This is a genomic window from Achromobacter sp. AONIH1, assembly GCF_002902905.1.
Taxonomy (GTDB): domain Bacteria; phylum Pseudomonadota; class Gammaproteobacteria; order Burkholderiales; family Burkholderiaceae_B; genus Achromobacter.
This window is the reverse complement of record NZ_CP026124.1, coordinates 6,416,069-6,430,433: the sequence shown is the minus strand read 5'-3', so window position 1 is coordinate 6,430,433 and position 14,365 is coordinate 6,416,069. Positions and strand designations below refer to the sequence as shown.

The 14,365-nt window shown below is 68.5% G+C and carries 13 protein-coding genes; 6 read left to right on the top strand and 7 right to left on the bottom strand.

From position 1 onward, the window contains the following. Position 1: 1 nt before the first annotated feature. Genes C2U31_RS29390 through C2U31_RS29380 form a run of 3 tightly spaced genes read right to left on the bottom strand, consistent with a single transcriptional unit; the run spans position 2 to position 4,037 of the window. Entirely contained in the window at positions 2–1,429 is a 1,428-nt protein-coding gene (locus C2U31_RS29390) for an efflux transporter outer membrane subunit (protein WP_103276024.1), read from the bottom strand. Further along, positions 1,426–2,481 carry an HlyD family secretion protein gene (locus C2U31_RS29385; protein ID WP_103276023.1) on the bottom strand — a complete coding sequence of 352 codons (1,056 nt, stop codon included), beginning with the start codon at positions 2,479–2,481 and terminating at the stop codon, positions 1,426–1,428. The genes C2U31_RS29390 and C2U31_RS29385 overlap by 4 nt, the downstream gene beginning before the upstream one ends. A gap of 14 nt (positions 2,482–2,495) precedes the next feature. Further along, positions 2,496–4,037 (bottom strand): MFS transporter, encoded by a 1,542-nt coding sequence (locus C2U31_RS29380; protein ID WP_103276022.1) that lies wholly within the window; start codon positions 4,035–4,037, stop codon positions 2,496–2,498. A 264-nt stretch (positions 4,038–4,301) separates the two neighbouring features. Between C2U31_RS29380 and C2U31_RS29375 the strand changes: the two genes are divergently transcribed. Continuing rightward, on the top strand, positions 4,302–4,679 hold the full coding sequence (locus tag C2U31_RS29375; RefSeq protein WP_103276021.1) for a DUF4148 domain-containing protein: 378 nt from the start codon (positions 4,302–4,304) through the stop codon (positions 4,677–4,679). Positions 4,680–4,718: 39 nt separating this feature from the next. Further along, on the top strand, positions 4,719–5,849 hold the full coding sequence (locus C2U31_RS29370) for a porin (protein WP_103276020.1): 1,131 nt from the start codon (positions 4,719–4,721) through the stop codon (positions 5,847–5,849). Here the strand turns inward: C2U31_RS29370 and C2U31_RS29365 are convergent. After that, entirely contained in the window at positions 5,846–7,318 is a 1,473-nt protein-coding gene (locus C2U31_RS29365) for a PLP-dependent aminotransferase family protein (protein WP_103276019.1), read from the bottom strand. The genes C2U31_RS29370 and C2U31_RS29365 overlap by 4 nt on opposite strands. Before the next feature lie 118 nt (positions 7,319–7,436). On the opposite strand from C2U31_RS29365, the gene C2U31_RS29360 reads away from it, so the two are divergent. After that, the gene (locus C2U31_RS29360; RefSeq protein ID WP_103276018.1) at positions 7,437–8,204 is read left to right on the top strand and encodes an arylamine N-acetyltransferase; all 768 of its coding nucleotides are present in this window, start codon (positions 7,437–7,439) and stop codon (positions 8,202–8,204) included. Between the two features lie 6 nt (positions 8,205–8,210). On the opposite strand, the gene C2U31_RS29355 is transcribed toward C2U31_RS29360, so the two are convergent. Further along, positions 8,211–8,654 (bottom strand): anti-virulence regulator CigR family protein, encoded by a 444-nt coding sequence (locus C2U31_RS29355; protein WP_103276017.1) that lies wholly within the window; start codon positions 8,652–8,654, stop codon positions 8,211–8,213. Between the two features lie 290 nt (positions 8,655–8,944). Between C2U31_RS29355 and C2U31_RS29350 the strand changes: the two genes are divergently transcribed. After that, entirely contained in the window at positions 8,945–9,838 is an 894-nt protein-coding gene (locus C2U31_RS29350) for a prohibitin family protein (protein WP_103276016.1), read from the top strand. Here C2U31_RS29350 and C2U31_RS29345 read toward each other — a convergent pair. Then, complete coding sequence (locus C2U31_RS29345; RefSeq protein WP_103276015.1) at positions 9,831–11,912, bottom strand: PTS sugar transporter subunit IIC/EAL domain-containing protein; 2,082 nt, start codon at positions 11,910–11,912, stop codon at positions 9,831–9,833. The two genes, C2U31_RS29350 and C2U31_RS29345, sit on opposite strands and share 8 nt — an antisense overlap. Positions 11,913–12,182: 270 nt before the next feature. Between C2U31_RS29345 and C2U31_RS29340 the strand changes: the two genes are divergently transcribed. Next, positions 12,183–12,425 carry a hypothetical protein gene (locus tag C2U31_RS29340; RefSeq protein WP_103276014.1) on the top strand — a complete coding sequence of 81 codons (243 nt, stop codon included), beginning with the start codon at positions 12,183–12,185 and terminating at the stop codon, positions 12,423–12,425. A gap of 111 nt (positions 12,426–12,536) precedes the next feature. Here the strand turns inward: C2U31_RS29340 and C2U31_RS29335 are convergent, their stop codons facing one another. Further along, on the bottom strand, positions 12,537–13,130 hold the full coding sequence (locus C2U31_RS29335) for a TetR/AcrR family transcriptional regulator (RefSeq protein WP_103276013.1): 594 nt from the start codon (positions 13,128–13,130) through the stop codon (positions 12,537–12,539). A gap of 162 nt (positions 13,131–13,292) precedes the next feature. Here C2U31_RS29335 and C2U31_RS29330 point away from each other — a divergent pair, with 162 nt between their 5' ends. Beyond that, positions 13,293–14,348 carry a sugar phosphate isomerase/epimerase gene (locus C2U31_RS29330; RefSeq protein ID WP_103276012.1) on the top strand — a complete coding sequence of 352 codons (1,056 nt, stop codon included), beginning with the start codon at positions 13,293–13,295 and terminating at the stop codon, positions 14,346–14,348. The last annotated feature ends 17 nt before the right edge of the window (positions 14,349–14,365 follow it).

The following is a 14,365-nucleotide window of genomic DNA, read 5'->3' as shown; positions in this document are numbered from 1 at the left end:
CCTATTGCCAGCCGCCGCCCAGCGCCCGATACAGGTCCACCAGCGCCAGCGATACCGCCGCCTCGGTGGCCACGCGTGACTGGTCGTTGGCCAGCACCGCGTTCTGCGCGCTGAGCACATTGACGAAGTCCGACGCACCCTCGGCATAACGGCGCTGGGCATGCAGCAGCGCCTGGCGCGCGCTGGCCGACGCGCGTTCCAGGCTGGTCCGCGCCTGCTGCTGGCTACGATAGGCCGTCATGGCATTGTCGACATCGTGCCAGGCGCCGAGCACGGTTTTCTGGAATGCCAGCGCTGCCTCCTGGGCCTGCGCCTCGCGCAGCCGCAGCCGGCCGCGCAGCTTGCCGCCCTCGAAGAGAGGGATCTGCAGCGCCGGGCCCACGCCGAAGATGCCGGCGCGGTCGGTGTCCAGGTTGCCCAGTTGCAGCGCCTGCAGCCCGATGTTGCCCGACAGGGTGATGCGCGGATAGAAATCGCCCTCGGCCACGCCGATCGCGGCCACCGCGGCATGCAGGCGCGCCTGCGCCTGGCGGATGTCGGGACGCCGCTCGGCCAGCTCGCTGGGCAAGCCCACCGGCACCCGCACCGGACCGCCCGGGATGGGCGCCAGCGTTTCCAGCCGCGCGTGCAGCGCGTGCGGCGGCTGGTCCAGCAACAGCGCCAGGGCGTTCATCAGCTGGTCCACGCGCAGCGCCAGCGGCGGCACGGCCGCCTCGATGGCGGCGGCCTGGGCATCCGCCTGGGACACATCCAGCTCGGTCGCCACGCCTTCGCGTTGCCGCAGCCGCGTGAGCGCAAGATTGCGATTGGCGTTGTCCAGCGTCTGGCGCAGCACCGCCAGCTGGTTCTGGGCGCCGCGCAGCCGGATGTAGTGGCTGGCGGTTTCCGCGCGCACCGACAGCATGACGCCGCGCTGCGCTTCCAGCGCGGCCTGCGACAGCGCGCCGGCCTGTTCGACCTCGCGCTGCACGCGGCCCCACAGGTCCAGTTCCCAGCTGGCATCGACGCCGGTTTGCCACAGGTTGAACGAGGACTTGCCGCCGCGTCCGGACGGATCGGACAGCCCGGCCTCGCTGTTCTGGCCGCGCCGGTAGGAGGCGTTCGCGCCCAGCTTGGGCAAGCCGTCGGCCTCGCTCACGCGCAGCGCCGCGCGGCTTTGCCGCAGCCGCTCGTAGGCGATCAGGATGTCGGGATTGGCGGCGCTGGCTTCGGCCACCAGGGCGCTGAGTTCAGGGTCGCCGAAGCTGTCCCACCAGGCGTCGTTGACAGGCTGGGCCACCGGCGCGCTGGCCGGGCCGCCCGCGCCGGCATCGCGCCATTGCGTCGGCAGTTGCGCCTGAGGCGCCTGGAAGTCCGGTCCCACGGCGCAGCCGCCCAGGCTCAACAGCGCCGAGGTCAGGACCAGGCGCGGTATTTTCAACAGGCTCATTTCGCGGCCTCCGCGAGCAGGGGCATTGTCTCGACCACGGCCTCGACCGACATGCCCGCGCGCAGCGGCGGCGCGCCGGCCGGCGTGGCGTCGAGCACGATCTTGACCGGCAGGCGCTGCGCGATCTTGGTGAAGTTGCCCGTGGCGTTGCTGGGCGCGACCGGCGACAGGCTCAGGCCGGTGGCGGGCGCGATGCTCTGCACGGTGCCGCGCAGCCGCAGGTCGGGATAGGCATCCACGGTGACGGTCGCGGGCTGGCCGGGTCGCATGTGGGTCAGTTGCTTTTCGCGGAAGTTCGCCACCACGTAGGCCTGCTGCAGCGGCACCACGGCCAGGATCGGCGTGCCGGGGGCGACGTAGGCGCCCACGCGCAGCACGCGGCGTCCGACCACGCCGTCGACCGGCGAGAGGATGCGGGTGTGGGACAGGTTGAGTTCGGCGCGGTCGACCAGCGCCTGCGCGCGCAGCACGCCGGCCCGGGCCGCCTCGTGCTGCGCGGCCAACACGTCCTGCTGCTTGCGCGTGGCCTGGAGGATGGCCTGGTGCTCGGCCTGGCGCGCCTGGGTCATGTCCAGGCGGCTGCGGGCCTGCTCATAGGCCTGGCGCGTGCCGGCGCCCTCGCTCGCCAGGTTGCGGTGGCGCTGGACTTCGCTCTCGGCGAAGCGCAGGTCGGCGGCGTCGGCCTGCGTGACCGCCAGCGCCTGGCTGATCACCGCCTGATGGCGTTCCAGCGTGGCGTTGGCGTTGACGAGCTGGGCCGAGGCCACGGCCAGGTCGGCGCGGGCCGCGGCCAGGGCGGCCACGTATTCGCGGTCGTCGATGCGGGCCAGCAGCTGGCCGGCGGCGACGCTCTGGTTGTCTTCCGCCAGCACTTCCTGGATGAAGCCGGATACCTGGGGCGCGACCACGGTGTGGTCGGCGACGACGGCGGCGTCGTCGGTGGATTCGGTCGGCGACGTGCCCGACCAGGCCCAGCCGGTGTAGGCAAGCAGGCCGAGCGCGCCGGCCAGCGCGGCGCGGGGAAGATGAGGACGGATTGTGGAATAAGTCATGATGTTCTCGATGATCAGGCCGCTACGCGCGGAGGATAGATGCGCGTCGCGACGAAGGGGATGAGCAGGATAAGCAGCAGGGCCACGGCGGCCATGCACAGGTACAGGTCGGCGGACGTGAGCGCCGTGGCCTGCTCCTGCACGCGGCGCGCCAGCGTGGCCGCGCTTTCTCCATCCGCGCTCAGCGGAAAGCTGCCGAGCTGGTCGGCCAGCATGTGGCTGTGATGATGGCGGCGCCAGGTCGTCAGCGCGTCCAGCAGGCCGGTGGCCGCCACCGCGGCGAAACCCTTGATGGTGTTGAACCAGGCCGAGGCGAACGGCCCGTCCTGCGGCGCCAGGCCGCCGGTGGCCAGCATCAGCAGCGGAATGACCGCCATGGGCTGGGCGAAGATCTGCACGGCCTCCAGCGCGTAGAACTGCTCGCGCGACCAGGCCGGCGTCAGCTGCGAGCCCAGCGCGCATGACAGCGCCAGCAGGCCCAGGCCGGCGGCCAGCACCCAGCGGCAGTCGACCCGGCGCAGGTTGCTCAGCGCGGCCACCAGTGGCAGCGCGATCAGCTGGGGCAGGCCCATGGCCAGCAGCACCGGCGCGGTTTCCAGCGGCCGGTAGCCGCGCAGCTGCGCCAGGAAGCTCGAAGGGATCAGGATCACGCCCAGCAGCACCACCAGCACGCCGCCCAGCGTGAGCAGCGAGTGGCTGAGGTTGCGGTTGCGCAGCAGCTGGATCTTGAAGAACGGCAGCGGGTGGAACCACTCGTTCAGCAGGAACAGGGCCATCAGCGCGCCGCCGCCGCCCAGCAGCACGCGGATCAGCGGCGAGTTGAGCCAGTCCAGGCGCTCGCCCTGCAGCAGGCCGATGACCAGCATGGCTAGCGCGGGCGCGCCCAGCAGCAGGCCGCGCCAGTCGAACACACGGAAGCGCTCCAGCTTGAGCGGGTCCTGCGGCAGGCCGCGCCAGACCATGACAGCCGCCACGGCGGCGGGCGGAATCACCAGCCAGAAGGTCCAGCGCCAGCCCAGCGTCTCGGTGCAGAACGCGGCCAGCGGAATGCCCAGGCTGGGCGCGAAGGTGGCGGTCAGGGCATAGCCGCCCAGGCCATAGAGCTTGATGTTGGCGGGCAGGAAGCGCAGCGCCACCGTCATCAGCATCGGCGGCAGGGCGCCGCCGGCCAGGCCTTGCAGCGTGCGCAATGCGAGCAGGGTCGGATAGTCGCGCGCGAACGGGCTGAGCGCGCCGAAGACGGCGAAGGCGACCAGCATCGCGGTGGTGAAGCGACGCAGCGAGAACGTCACCGAGCACCACGGAGCGAACGCCATGGCGCAGACCGAGGCGGCCGCGTAGACGGCGACGAACCAGGTGCCCTGGTCATAGCCGATGCCAAGGGCGCCGCGGATGTCGGCCAGCGCCATCTTGGTGACGTTTTCGTTCAGGCCGGCCAGGATCACGGCCAGCAGCACGCCGACCAGACCGGTCAGGATGCGTGCGCCAAATGCGGCGGCCGGGGGAGCGGCGGCCGCAGGCGCTTGGGGCGGGAAGGGAGCGGTCGCGGCGGTCATGCTTGCCTCGCGCCAGGAGTAGGGAATGAAGACATGGGTATCGCGTACTTGCAGAAAACAGCCCCAAGTCTAGGCAGGCTCGCGTTTCGGAAAAACCGGTCGCGGCGCAGCCCTGGCTTGCGCGCCGTGCAAGTGTGGGCGGATTCGCGCCATGCGCCGGGCGGCAGTTGCGTCGCGTGCAATCCTGGCTTGCGCGTGGCGGGATTTATCGGCCGGCGGCCTCGCGCCAATATGGCGGCACGCAAACCAACGCAAAGGATTTCCATGCAAACCCTAAGACTCTCCGCCCTGACCCTATGCCTGGCCTTCGTCGCCGGCGCCGCCCACGCCGAGGGCAAGACCCGCGAGCAAGTGCGCGCCGAGCTGATGGAAGCCAAGGCCGCCGGACTGGTCACCTATGGCGAACAGCAATATCCCGTCGACGTGCCCGACAACGCCGTCAAGACGCGCCAGCAGGTGCTGGAAGAACGCGACGCCGCCCGCGCCGCCGGCCAGATCACGCGCGGCGAACTGGACTATCCGCCCGTCGCCCGGGAGGCCGCCGGCAAGACCCGCGAACAGGTCATCGCCGAAATGCGCCAGGCCCGCGCCCAGGGCCTGATGAAGTCGGGCGAACTCGACTATCCGCCCACCGGCCATTGATGGTTTTCACCGCCAGACTCCCATAGGCATACACACACCATGATGAAGAAAATCGCTTTCGCCGCCATCGGGGCGGGCCTGGCCGGATCCGCGCTGGCCGCCGACACGAGCGTCACGCTGTACGGCTTGCTCGACATGGGCCTGGGCTATGAGCGCGTGCGCGCGCCCGGCTTCAAGCAAAACCGCATAGGCACCGTGCAGGGCGTGAACAGCGGCTCGCGTTTCGGCCTGCGTGGCGCCGAGGACCTGGGCGATGGCCTGCGCGCGATCTTCACCCTGGAAGGCGGCATCACGCCCCTGAACGGCAAGTCCGGCCAGAGCGGCCGCCTGTTCGGGCGCCAGGCCACCGTGGGCCTGGCGGATGACAGCTGGGGACAACTCGAATTCGGCCGCCAGGCCAACCTGGCGTCCAAGTACTTCAGCGGTCCGATCGATCCGTTCAGCGGCTCGTTCAACCTGGCCAACATGGGCACCACGTTCAGCGCGACGAACACCCTGCGCTATGACAACCTGGTGCTGTACCAATCGCCAGATTGGTCGGGCTTCCAGTTCGGCGTGGGCTACTCGTTCAACGCCGACGACACCCGCGCGCCGGCCACGGGCCAGAAGACGGGCTTCGCCACCGGCGACAACAATCGCGCGCTGACCACCGGCCTGCGCTACGCCAACGGCCCGCTCGCGCTGGTCGCCACCTATGATCGCTTCAATCCGACCAATGCCGCGGAAGGCGGGAAATCTCCCACGCGCATCCAGGAAACCATCATCGGCGGCGCCTACGATTTCGAGGTCGTGAAGCTGGGCGCTGCCATCGGACAGACCCGCGGCGGCTGGCTGCAAGGCGCGACGATGGGCGTGTCGCCCGACACCAAGGGCTACCGCAACGCCGATACGTTCAAGCTGGCCCACGGCTTTCGCGCTGATTCGTATACGGTCAACGCGACCGTGCCGCTGGGCAAGAGCAAGCTGATGGTGTCATGGCAGATGGCCCGCCCCAACGGCAGCGCCCTGACGGGCGACGACGCGAACACGCAGGTGTACAGCGCCGCCTATACCTATGATTTCACCAAGCGCACCAACCTGTACGCCTATGTCGCCTACGCGGACAATTTCTCGTTCCGGCGTGACGTGACGGACACCGCCGTGGCCATGGGTATCCGGCATCGCTTCTAGGCGCGACGCGCGGGGGCGGCCTGGTTTCGGGTCGCCGCCAGCCGCGCGGCCAGGCCCAGCCGCTCCAGCCCTGCCGCCATCTCGGTGGACCAGGGCCGCGCGACGTTCAGGCGCAGGCAATGACCGTGCTTGCCCGCGGCCGAGAACAGGGCGCCGGGCGTGTAGGCGATGCCTTGTGACACCGCATCGCGCAGCAGCGCCAGGGTGTCGGCCGGCTCGGGCAGTTCCAGCCACAGCCACCAGCCGCCTTCGGGACCCAGCACCCGCGTGCCCTGGGGAAAATGCCGCTGCGCGCAGGCGCGCGCCGAGGCGGCGGCCTGTGCCAGCTGGGTCCGCAGCCGGCGCAGGTGCGCCGGCAGGCGGCCCGATTTCATGTAGTCGGCCAACACCTGTTGTTCCAGCAGCGGCGCGGCCAGCGAGCTGCCGATCTTCAGGGATTCCAGCTGGCGCTGGTGGCGTCCGCCCAGCACCCAGCCCAGGCGAAAGCCCGGCGCCATGCTCTTGCTGCACGACCCGCAATAGATGACCCGGCCGTCGCGATCCCAGGCCTTCACGGCCGGCGGCCGTTCCGCCGCGCTGCCCAGGTCGCCGAAGACGTCGTCTTCGATCAAGGCGATGTCATGGCGCTGCACGATTTTCAACAGGCGGCGCTTGGCCGCCTCGGACATGCAGGCACCCAGCGGATTCTGGAACGACGGCATGGCCACCACGGCGCGCACGCCGCCGTGATGTTCCAGTGCATATTCCAGCGCTTCCAGGCTCATGCCCTGGCCGGGCACGCAGGGAACCTCCAGCGCGCGCAGGCCCAGGTGTTCGATGGTCTGGAGCAGGCCGAAGTACACGGGCGATTCGACGATGACGGTATCGCCGGGCCGGGCCACGGCCCGCAGCGCGATCTGCATGGCCTCGGTGGCGCCGTTGGTGACGAGCAGGTCTCGCGGATCCGCGTCGATGCCGCAGGCTGCCAGATGGCGCAACACTTCATGCTTGAACGCGGGCAGGCCGGTGCCGGACGGATAGGCGCCCAGCAGACGCGGATTCTCGCGCAGCAGGCGCTGCGCGATGCGCGCCAGGGTTTCGCAGGGATACCACTCGGGCGCGGCGCTGGCCAGGTGCAGGGCCAGCGGCAACGGCTGGGCCGTCAGCGCGTAGAGCTGGGTCATTCGGTGCTGCAGCGAGGCCAGCATGTCGTACTCGACGCCGGCCGGCGCGGGCGGCGGCGCGGTCTCGGGCGCGGCGCGCGCCTGTCGCAGCGCCTTCCAGTCCGCGACGTACATGCCGGACTTGTAGCGCGCCTGCGCATAGCCCTCGTGTTCCAGCAGCCGGTAGCAGCGCGTGGCGGTGGAGACGCTGACGCCTTGCGCGGCGGCCAGTTCGCGCACGGAGGGCAGGCGGTCGCCCACGCGGTACTCGTGGGTGCGGATGGCGGCCTTGATATGGTCCGCCAGGACGGCATAACTGTGCTGCATGACAGATATGGAAATGAAGGATCTGTGCAGCATAGCCCAAGCGTGGTCTGTCGCGCCCGGGCGCATGGCAACGGCGCATCATGCCGTTCACGCAACCCTTTGCAGGAATTCCCCCGCCATGCACGCAGATAATTTCTCCCTGGCCCGCTACTTCGACCGTATCGGCTACGCCGGCCCGGCCCACGCCGACCTGGCCACCGTGTCCGAACTGATGCGGCGCCAGTTGTACACCGTGCCGTTCGAAAACCTGGACGTGCAGGCCGGGCTGGGCGTGTCGCTGGCGCCCGAGGACATCGCCGACAAGATCCTGGCGCGCGGCAGGGGCGGCTACTGCTACGAGGTCAACGGCCTGTTCTGCATGGCCATGCAGGCGCTGGGCGTGCCGTATCGCTATGTGGCGGCGCGGCCGATGTTCTATCCCGCGCGTCGTCCCCGCACCCACATGGCGTTGGTGCTGCGGCTGGACGGCCAGGACTGGCTGTGCGACCTGGGCTTCGGCAGCTACGGCATCCGCGCGCCCATGAGCCTGGCGGTGCTGGACACCGACATCCGCCAGGATATGGATCGTTTCATGCTGAGCCGCGAGGCGGACGGGGTCTACGTGCTCAAGGCCTGGCGCGATGGCGGCTGGCAGAACCAGTACGGTTTCGACCTGTCGCCGCAGGAATGGATCGATTTCGCGCCCGCGAACTATCTGAATTCGAACCATCCCGACGCGATCTTCGTGCAGAAGCGCGTGGTGGTGCTGCACAGTGAGCGTGGCCGCGCGATCCTGGTCGGCAACACGCTCAAGCTGGTCGACGAGACCGGCACGGTCGAGTCCGAGCTGGACGACGGCGCTGTGGCGCAAGCGCTGCGCGAGCGCTTCGGCCTGGCGTCGGCCTGAGGCCGCTCAGTCGAACACGCCGGACAGCACGTCGGCGACCACCGAGGTGGCGATGGCCACCAGGATCAGGTCGCTGCCGGCTACGCGCCATTCATAGCCAGGGTGCACGGGCAGGCGCGCCAGCATGGCGCCCGGCACCATTTTCTTGGCGATGCCGGGAGGCATCGGCTTGCCGCGAGCCAGGTTCTTGCGGATGCCGGGCGGCAGCGAGCCGTAGCCGGTCGCGCCGGCCTGCACGGCGTAGCCGCGCGCCGTGGAGATGCTGATGCCGGCCGTGCTCAGCGTGACGCTGACCGAGCCGTCCGAATCGCGGTTGTCCTTGTTCTTGCCGTGACCCTGTCCGGCGTGATCGGGCTTGCCCTTGCCTTCGGGCGGCGCGGCATGCGCCGGGGCGGCGAGCACCAAGGCGGCGGCCAATATGGCACAGGACAAAGAGGAGGAACGGAACATGGCGTTGGTCCTTTGGGGTGGCATGCTGCGCTCAGCGTAGCGCCGCGCGGCCAACCATGCCACAGCTCGTCTCGGATTACTCTTAAAAATGGCGACAATCCGTGTCCTTGCAACGTCCCGGCCAGCTTTGGCGGATGAGCAGGCTAGAATGCCTTGCTTTTTTCCGGGAGGACGCACGATGAGGTATTTCCTGATCCTGGTAGGGGCCGCCGTAGTCGCCTACCTGCTCGCGCGGGGCATCGCCGCGGTCCTTTCCGACCGCAAACGTTCCAAGAAAGAGAGGGATTGAAATGAAGCCTGCGGATCTGCAGATCATCAAGGCGGCCAAGCCGCGCAGCCTGGCAGTGGCCATCGGCACCGGACTGTTGTTCGTGCTGATCCTGTTCCTGGCTTTCGGCTCATGGTTCCAGGTGGACCAGGGCGAGCGCGGCGTGGTGCTGCGCAACGGCAAGCTGGTGCGCGTGGCCGAGCCCGGCCTGGATTTCAAGACCCCTTTCATCGACAACGTGTCGGTGGTGTCGGTGCGCGACCATACCTTCGTGTTCGAGAACCTGGAAGCCTACAGCTACGACCAGCAGCCCGCGACGCTGCGCGTGTCGGTCACGTACCGCGTGCCGGCCGAGCGCGTGGCGGAACTCTATTCCGAGTACGGCACCATCAACAATCTGCAGGGACGCGTGCTGGAGCGCAAGACGCCCGACGCCGTCAAGAACGTGTTCGGCCGCTTCACCGCCGTGCGGGCCATCCAGGAACGCCAGAAGCTGGGCCTGGACGTGAACACCGCCGTGGTGGAAGCCATGGACGGCGCGCCGGTGCAGGTGGTGGGCGTGCAGATCGAGGAAGTCGGCTTCTCGAAGGCCTACGAGCATTCGATCGAGCAGCGCATGCTGGCCCAGGTGCAGATCGAGACCACGCGCCAGCAAAAGGAAACCGCCGTCATCAATGCCGAGATCCAGGTGGTCAAGGCCAAGGCCGAGGCCGATGCGCGGCGCCAGCAGTTCACCGCCGAGGCCGACGGCATCCGTTTGCGCGGCGAGGCCGAGGCGGCGGCGATCCGCGCCAAGGCCGAGGCCCTGGCCGCCAACACCAATCTGGTCGGCCTGAACGCTGTCGAGAAATGGGATGGCGTGTTGCCCACCACGCAGGTGCCGGGCGCGGCGCTGCCCTTCATCGGCATCAAGTAATCGCGCTGTCGGCGGCCTCGCGCCGCCGGGCGTAGTCCATCAGCCCGGGGCCGGGCAGCGCCTTGCTGAAGTACCAGCCCTGCACGATGATTTCGGCGCTCGATTCGAGCGCCGAAATTTCCTTGTCAGTCTCCACGCCCTCCACCACGATCTGCAGGTTCAGCGCCTCGCAGAATCGCAGCAGGCCGCTCATGACCAGCGCGCCGCGTTCGCTGCTTTGCGCCTGCACGAAGCTGCGGTCGATCTTGACCGCGTCGATGCGGAACTGGTGCAGGTAGCTGAGCGCCGAGTAGCCGGTGCCGAAATCGTCGATGTAGATGCGCGCGCCGATCTGGCGCAGGCGGTCGAAGGCCATGTGCAGTGCCTCGGCGTCCTCGACCAGCGCGTCCTCGGTCAATTCCACCGACACCTGCCCGCCGGCCTGCGCCAGCACGCCGATCAGCTTTTCCAGGTGGGGAGTGGACGTCAGGGTACCGCTGGTGACGTTGATCGTCATGGGCAGCGCGAAGCCCTGCGCGCGCCAGCTCTGGCATTGCACCACCGCCTGCCGGGCCACCCAGAGGTCGACGTCGCGCATCAGGCCGGCCTGGGCCAGGCCGCGCAGGAATTCCAGCGGCGCCTGTTGCCGGCCTTCGGGGCCGGTGGCGCGCAACAGCGCTTCGCAGCCGGTGCAGCGTCCGCTGCGCAACGAGACCTGCGGCTGGTATTCCAGATAGAAGTCATACTCGCTGATAGCGCGGATGCGGGTGATCTCGGCGCTGCGGCGCGCGCGGTCCGCGTAGGTGTTGATCAGCGGATCGTGCACGTAGAGCAGCGATTCGTCCTGCAGGCGCGGGAAGGTGGTGTCCAGCGATTTGAAGTACACGGTGGCGTCGGCCAGCTGCCGGCGTTCCAGCGCCAGCACGAAGGGCGTGTAGAGGCATACGCCCAGCGCCAGCAGTCCCAGTTGCAGCACGATGCCGCCCAGGTGACCGCCGGTGCTCAGGTAGGCGTTGACCAGCACGGGAGAGGTCAGCGGCAGTGTCACGGCTGCCGGCGGCAGCCAACCCAGCTGCACCACCGCCAGCGCGATCAGCGTGTTGCAGACCGGCGCCAGCATGAAAGGGATCAGCAGCCGGGGGTTGAGGATCAGCGGCAGGCCGAACAGCAGAATCTCGTTCACGTTCAGCAGCGAGGCCGGGACGCTGGCGACGGCCAGCATGCGCAGCGATTCCGTACGCGAGAACAACAGGATGGAGACCGCCAGCGACAGTGTCGCGCCGGCGCCGCCGATAAAGGTGAACGCGCCCATCAGGCTGCTGTTCAGCGCGTACACGCCTTCGTAGCCGGCGGCGTTGATGGCGGCGTTCAGGTAGGCGGCCTGGTCCAGCACGTCCATGATCGGCGCCAGCGCGTGGTAGCCGTGTATGCCGAAGAACCAGAGCAGCGAGTTCAGCGCCGAGATCAGCGCGCCGGTGGCATAGGGGTTCTGCAGCGAGGTCAGGCTGACGGGAATGCTGAACTGCGCCACGCCCGGAATGCTGAGCAGGGCGGACAGTGCGCCGATGAGCACGGCCGCGGTGAGGATGCCGGGCACGACCATGTTCAGCGTCTCGCGCACGTTCTCGCCGGTGAGGCCATCGGGCGCGAGCCGCGTCCAGCGGAACCGGTGCAGCCAGGACAGCAGCGGCACCGCGGCCAGCGGCGAGATGATGGCCACGAACAGGGTCAGCGTGGAGGCCGCCAGCGGATGGGCGGCCAGCAGCGTTTCGGCCACGGCCACGTAGGACAGGCACAGGAAGGCGGTGGGCAGGTGCGGCACGCGATGCCGGATCGACAGCATGTAGCCGATGGCCGCGGCCACCAGCATGGGCATGATGCCGGTGAGCTTCTGGTGGACCGAGGTCAGCAGTTCGGTGGCCGGTTCGGGCAGGCCGGCCTGGCGCGCCAGCACGGACAGGACCAGGAACAGCGCCGACACCAGCAGGCAGGGCAGGGTCCATAGCAGCCCTTCGCGGATGGCGCGCAGGGCGTTGGCGCTCGCGAGCAAGGCCAGTCGATCTTTCCGGTAGAGCGAGAGGATTGCTTTCAGCATTGTCGGTATGCCCAGATTGCCCAAGGTCTTTGGGGCAGAGCCTCCCCGCGCTTTGTAAGAATCCTTGTCGAATCCTAGCGCCTGCGGTCGGGCTTTAGCAATCCGGCCCGAAAATGTGGGCACTAGGGGATTCCCCTCTGTCAAGAATTGCAAAGCAGGCGCATCTTGCAGTGGCGGGGCCTGGACCGCGCTATACCATCGGCCCATGTCCCGCCGCGGCTCGCGGGCCGCGGCGCAGGCACGACAAGCTTCAAGCGGGAGGAGACACGGATGTCTCAGGGCAATTGGATGTCAGGCGATACCGCGCCGGAACGACAGGGATACTACGAAGCGCGGTATGACACGGGGCTGGTCGCCGTGACGTTGTACAGTGTGCTGGGCTGGCTGCCGACCCGCACGCCGGGGAACATGGTCGGCTGGCGGCCGCTGCCGCCGGGTGCCGAGAAGGAAGAGGCCGAACGGCATCTGCAGGAATTGCGCACCGCGCAGGCGCACATGCCGCTGGATGACTAGGACGAGTCCGAGGTCTGCGCCGGTCGCAGTTGCCCGTCGACGCGCCGATGGGCATGACGCGCCGGCAGGGGTCGGCGCGCCAGCCCATGACGAGCTGGCAATGCTGCCGGCCTAGCGCAAGGCCGCGTCCAGCGGCGCGAGGGCGGGTCCGATCAGGGCGAGCAGCCTGGCCTTGCCCACGCCATCGCGCGCTTGCACCGACAGGCCGTGCAACACGGCGGCGTAGTAATCGCCCAGGGCCTGTATGTCCGTGCCGGGAGCGAGTTCACCGTCCCGCGCGGCGGCGGCGATGCGGTCGACGACGGACTGCGTGCGCGCCTTGCGATGCGTCGCCAGCCAGCTCATCACCGGCTCGTTGGCGGCCGCGTAGTTGGTCGCGGCGGACACCACCATGCAACCCTGGGGACGGCCGCGCCGCGTGTACGTCAGCACGGCATCGCGCAGCATGTGCTCGACCGCGCTGCGTACGTCGCCCGCCTGCAACGCCTTTTCGGCAAAGGCGCCATCGCCCTCCTCATAGCGCGCCACGGCTTCGCGGAACAGGTCTTCCTTGGATCCGAACGCCGCATACAGCCGCGCCGACGCGAGCCCGGTGGCCGCGACCAGATCGGCCATCGACGTGCCTTCATAGCCGTGCTGCCAGAAGGCGAGCATCGCCTGCTGCAGCGCGAGATCGCGGTCGAATTCCCTGGGTCTGCCTGCCATTGCACTTTTGTCCTGATTGAAATTCCACGCAGTGTACCGCCGCGTCCTGAGGCGCGGTCGATTCAGGCGTGCTTGCGTCACAGATCGATTTTCGTCTATTCTTTGTCGTTTGACAAACAATTAGGGCGAGCCGGGAGACGGCAAGCCGAAGGCAGATTCATCATGCAAACCCTCAAAGGCCCGAGCATCCACCTCGCGCAATTCAGCGGCGCCGACGCGCCGTTCAACAGCCTGCCCGCCGTCGCCGAATGGGCGGCGGGCCTGGGCTTCAAGGCCCTGCAGGTGCCGGCCTGGGACCAGCGCTTCTTCGACGTGGAACTGGCCGCGTCCAGCCAGGACTATTGCGACGAGATCACCGGCATGCTGGCCGGCCACGGCCTGGTCATCAGCGAACTGACCACGCACATCTTCGGCCAGCTGCTGGCCGTGCATCCGGCCTACGACGCGATGTTCGACACCTTCGCGCCGGCGCCGGTCCGAGGCAATCCGGCGGCGCGCACCGAATGGGCCAGGCGCAACCTGTTGCTGGCGGCGCGCGCGTCGCGCCGGCTGGGCCTGACCGAGATGGGCACGTTCTCGGGCTCCTTCGCCTGGCCCTACCTGTTCCCGTTTCCGCAGCGGCCGGAGGGATTGATCGAGACCGCGTTCGACGAACTGGCGCGGCGCTGGCTGCCGGTGCTGGATGCCTGCGACGAGCAGGACGTGAATCTGTGCTTCGAAATCCATCCCAGCGAAGACCTGCACGACGGCATCAGCTTCGAGATGTTCCACGAGCGCGTAGCCGGGCACGCGCGCTGCGGCATCCTGTTCGATCCCAGCCATTTCGTGCTGCAGCAGCTCAACTACCTGGACTACCTGGACATCTACAAGGACCACATCCGCATGTTCCATGTGAAGGACGCCGAGTTCAATCCGACCGGACGCCAGGGCATCTATGGCGGCTATCAATCCTGGGTCGACCGCGCCGGCCGCTTCCGCTCGCTGGGCGATGGCCAGGTGGATTTCAAGTCCATCTTCTCCAAGCTCACGCAGCACGGCTATCAAGGCTGGGCCGCGCTGGAGTGGGAATGCTGCCTGAAGGACCAGGAGGCCGGCGCGCGCGAAGGCGCGGCCTTCATCAAGCAACACATCATTCCGGTCACGGACAAGGTGTTCGACGATTTCGCCGGCGCCGCCATCAGCCAGGCCCAGATCAACGCGCTGCTGGGCATCGCCTGAGCGGACAGGAACACAGA

Bases quoted from the DNA above. Each gene is read 5' to 3' on its own strand.
- C2U31_RS29330 (WP_103276012.1), top strand. From the start codon at position 13,293: ATGCAAACCCTCAAAGGCCCGAGCATCCACCTCGCGCAATTCAGCGGC.
- C2U31_RS29355 (WP_103276017.1), bottom strand. From the start codon at position 8,654: ATGTTCCGTTCCTCCTCTTTGTCCTGTGCCATATTGGCCGCCGCCTTG.
- C2U31_RS29385 (WP_103276023.1), bottom strand. From the start codon at position 2,481: ATGACTTATTCCACAATCCGTCCTCATCTTCCCCGCGCCGCGCTGGCC.
- C2U31_RS29360 (WP_103276018.1), top strand. From the start codon at position 7,437: ATGCACGCAGATAATTTCTCCCTGGCCCGCTACTTCGACCGTATCGGC.
- C2U31_RS29380 (WP_103276022.1), bottom strand. From the start codon at position 4,037: ATGACCGCCGCGACCGCTCCCTTCCCGCCCCAAGCGCCTGCGGCCGCC.
- C2U31_RS29390 (WP_103276024.1), bottom strand. From the start codon at position 1,429: ATGAGCCTGTTGAAAATACCGCGCCTGGTCCTGACCTCGGCGCTGTTG.
- C2U31_RS29370 (WP_103276020.1), top strand. From the start codon at position 4,719: ATGATGAAGAAAATCGCTTTCGCCGCCATCGGGGCGGGCCTGGCCGGA.
- C2U31_RS29375 (WP_103276021.1), top strand. From the start codon at position 4,302: ATGCAAACCCTAAGACTCTCCGCCCTGACCCTATGCCTGGCCTTCGTC.
- C2U31_RS29335 (WP_103276013.1), bottom strand. From the start codon at position 13,130: ATGGCAGGCAGACCCAGGGAATTCGACCGCGATCTCGCGCTGCAGCAG.
- C2U31_RS29350 (WP_103276016.1), top strand. From the start codon at position 8,945: ATGAAGCCTGCGGATCTGCAGATCATCAAGGCGGCCAAGCCGCGCAGC.
- C2U31_RS29340 (WP_103276014.1), top strand. From the start codon at position 12,183: ATGTCTCAGGGCAATTGGATGTCAGGCGATACCGCGCCGGAACGACAG.
- C2U31_RS29365 (WP_103276019.1), bottom strand. From the start codon at position 7,318: ATGCAGCACAGTTATGCCGTCCTGGCGGACCATATCAAGGCCGCCATC.
- C2U31_RS29345 (WP_103276015.1), bottom strand. From the start codon at position 11,912: ATGCTGAAAGCAATCCTCTCGCTCTACCGGAAAGATCGACTGGCCTTG.